Genomic DNA, 3,067 nt, shown 5'->3' with positions numbered 1-3,067 from the left:
TTAGCTGCCAGAGCTTTTTTGATCTCCTCAGTAAGAAGCGGAACGATCTTGTTCAGATCTCCAACGATACCGTAATCAGCTACGTCAAAGATCGGAGCATCTTCGTCTTTGTTTACTGCGATGATCAGGTCAGACTCTTCCATACCGGCTACGTGCTGGATTGCTCCGGAAATACCGATTGCAAAGTAAACCTGCGGACGAACTGTCTTACCAGTCTGTCCTACCTGCAGATCCTGCGGTTTCCAGCCTGCATCTACAACTGCACGGGAGCAGGATACTGTACCGCCAACAACCTCAGCCAGCTCTTCGAGCATTTTGAAGTTCTCCGGTGTTCCAACTCCACGGCCGCCGGATACAAGGATCTTAGCATCCTGGATGTCTACTACGTCAGCTACGTTCTTAACAACGTCAAGAATCTCAACGTATTTGTTGTCCGGTGTGAAGCCCGGGTTGTACTCGATCACTTCCGGTTTTGCATCAGCGATCGGATCGATCTTCTGCATAACACCCGGACGAACAGTTGCCATCTGCGGACGGTTATCCGGGCAAGCGATTGTTGCGATTGTATTTCCACCGAAAGCAGGACGTGTCATCAGTAACTGATTGTGTTTCTGCTCTCTACCCGGCATCGGGTTCAGTGGGAAATCACCGATCTCAAGTAATGTACAGTCAGCTGTCAGACCTGTCTGGACACGTGCGGATACACGCGGGCCAAGGTCACGGCCGATTGCTGTTGCTCCTACTAACATGATCTCCGGTTTGAACTCATTGATCACAGATGCAAGTGCATGTGTATACGGCTCTGTTCTGTATACCTCAAGTTCTTTGTCATCTACAACGATAACTTTATCTGCACCGTAAGCACCAAGCTGAGCTGCAAGGTCTTTTACGTTATGTCCAAGTAATACTGCTACTACTTTCTCATTTAAATCATTTGCAAGGTCTTTTGCTTTTCCGAGTAACTCGAAAGCGATCGGGCTGATCTCATTATCAACCTGCTGAGCGAATACATATACGTCTTTGTACTGCTCAATTAAGGATTGTTCCATTGCTGCCATTGTTATTTCTCCTTTCTCTTACAGTCCGCATACATGTTTCTCTGTCATCTTACCAAGCAGATAAGAAACAGCTTCTTCTGTATCCAGTGTGATTTTCTCTCCAGCACCTTTTCTTACTTTGTCGGATGCTTTTGCGATCTTTGTCGGAGAACCTGCAAGACCCATGTTTCCATCTTCCAGTGTCTTCAGTTCTGCTCTTCCCATTGTTGTGATCTCTGCTTCGCATGCGTCAAAGATTCCACCCGGTGTCATGTATCTCGGGTCATTGATCTCTGCAAGGCATGTGATCAGACAAGGCATCTGAGCTTTTACTACATGATATCTGTCGTCATACTGACGCTGTACTTTTACAGCATCTCCCTCGATCTCGATCTTACGTGCGTAAGAGATTACCGGGATATCAAGGTGCTCAGAGATCTGTGGTCCAACCTGTGCAGTATCACCATCGATCGCCTGACGGCCTGTGATGATCAGGTCATACTCGCCCATCTCACGGATCGCTGCTGCGATTGTGGAAGATGTAGCCCATGTATCAGCACCACCAAGGCATCTGTCTGTTACCAGAACTGCATTGTCAGCACCCATTGCTAATGCTTCGCGTAATGTATCGCCAGCTTTCGGAAGTCCCATTGTTAAAACAGTAACTTCTGCGCCATACTGGTCTTTTAATCTTAAAGCAGCCTCAAGACCTGCTTTATCATCCGGGTTCATGATTGTGAGCATTGCTGCTCTGTCAAGAGTTCCGTCCGGATTGAACTTTACTCCACCTGCTGTATCAGGTACCTGTTTAATACAAACAATAATCTTCACGATTGTTTTCCTCCTTACTTAAGTAATGCACCAGAAATAACCATACGCTGAACTTCACTTGTTCCTTCGTAGATCTCTGTGATCTTAGCATCACGCATCATACGCTCAACATCGTACTCTCTGATGTAACCATAACCACCATGTAACTGTACGCATTTTGTTGTAACTTCCATTGCAACTTCTGCAGCGTAAAGTTTTGCCATAGCAGCTTCTACAGAATAAGAAACTTTTGCACCAGCCTGGTACTCATCTTTCTTTAATGCAGCTCTGTATACCATTAACTGAGCAGCTTTTACTTTTGTAGCCATGTCTGCTAACTGGAACTGTGTGTTCTGGAACTGAGCGATGCTTCTGCCGAACTGTTTTCTCTCTTTTACGTATGCAACTGTTGTCTCTAATGCACCCTCTGCAAGACCAAGTGCCTGTGCAGCGATACCGATACGTCCGCCATCCAGTGTATGCATAGCGATGTTGAAACCTTTACCCTGTTTTCCAAGAAGGTTCTCTTTCGGGATACGGCAATCTGTGAAGATTAACTCATATGTGGATGAACCACGGATACCCATTTTTTTCTCTTTAACACCAAATGTAAATCCTGGTGTTCCTTTTTCAACGATGAAAGCAGAGATCTCTTTCATTGTTCTGCCACGTTTTTCAACTTTGCCTGTAACAGCGATTACGATATATACGTCAGCTTCTTTACCGTTTGTGATGAAGCATTTGGATCCGTTCAGAACCCACTCATCTCCATCTAAAACAGCTTTTGTCTGCTGACCCTGGGCATCTGTACCTGCCATCGGCTCTGTCAGACCGAAAGCGCCCAGTTTTTTACCGGAAGCAAGGTCCGGAACATATTTCTCTTTCTGCTCTGGTGTACCAAATGTAAGGATCGGATCTACACAAAGGGATGTATGTGCAGATACGATAACACCTGTAGTACCGCAAACTTTTGATAACTCCTCTACGCACATAGCGTATGTAAGGATGTCACAACCCTGTCCGCCGAGTTCCTTCGGTACAGGAATACCAAGGAAGCCATATTTAGCCATTTTCTCAACGGTTCCAGTCGGGAATTTTTCAGTTTCATCAACTTCCTGAGCAAGTGGTTTTACTTCGTTCTCAGCGAATTCTTTGAAAAGGCTTCTTGCCATTTCGTGTTTCTTACTTAATCCGAAATCCATTTTTTACTTTTCCTCCAT

At 45.5% G+C, this 3,067-nt stretch carries 3 protein-coding genes; all 3 read right to left on the bottom strand.

The window, feature by feature from the left end; all coding sequences use genetic code 11:
- Positions 1-1,049 (bottom strand): electron transfer flavoprotein subunit alpha/FixB family protein (locus Q0I54_RS13210; RefSeq protein WP_296119338.1); only part of this gene is annotated, 1,049 nt, incomplete at its 3' end.
- Positions 1,050-1,076: 27 nt separating this feature from the next.
- Positions 1,077-1,868, bottom strand: a complete 792-nt coding sequence (locus tag Q0I54_RS13205) for an electron transfer flavoprotein subunit beta/FixA family protein (protein ID WP_296119336.1) — start codon at positions 1,866-1,868, stop codon at positions 1,077-1,079.
- Positions 1,869-1,882: 14 nt separating this feature from the next.
- A complete protein-coding gene (locus Q0I54_RS13200; RefSeq protein WP_296119335.1) occupies positions 1,883-3,049 on the bottom strand; it encodes an acyl-CoA dehydrogenase in 1,167 nt (388 codons plus the stop codon).
- Positions 3,050-3,067 lie beyond the last annotated feature (18 nt).

Origin of the sequence: uncultured Eubacterium sp. (assembly GCF_934295145.1) — a bacterium.
Classification (GTDB): domain Bacteria; phylum Bacillota; class Clostridia; order Lachnospirales; family Lachnospiraceae; genus Eubacterium_I.
This window is presented reverse-complemented; position numbering and strand designations above follow the sequence as displayed.

What these genes read in the sequence shown, in the direction of transcription:
- Q0I54_RS13200 (WP_296119335.1), bottom strand. Translation starts at nt 3,049, where the DNA reads ATGGATTTCGGATTAAGTAAGAAACACGAAATGGCAAGAAGCCTTTTC.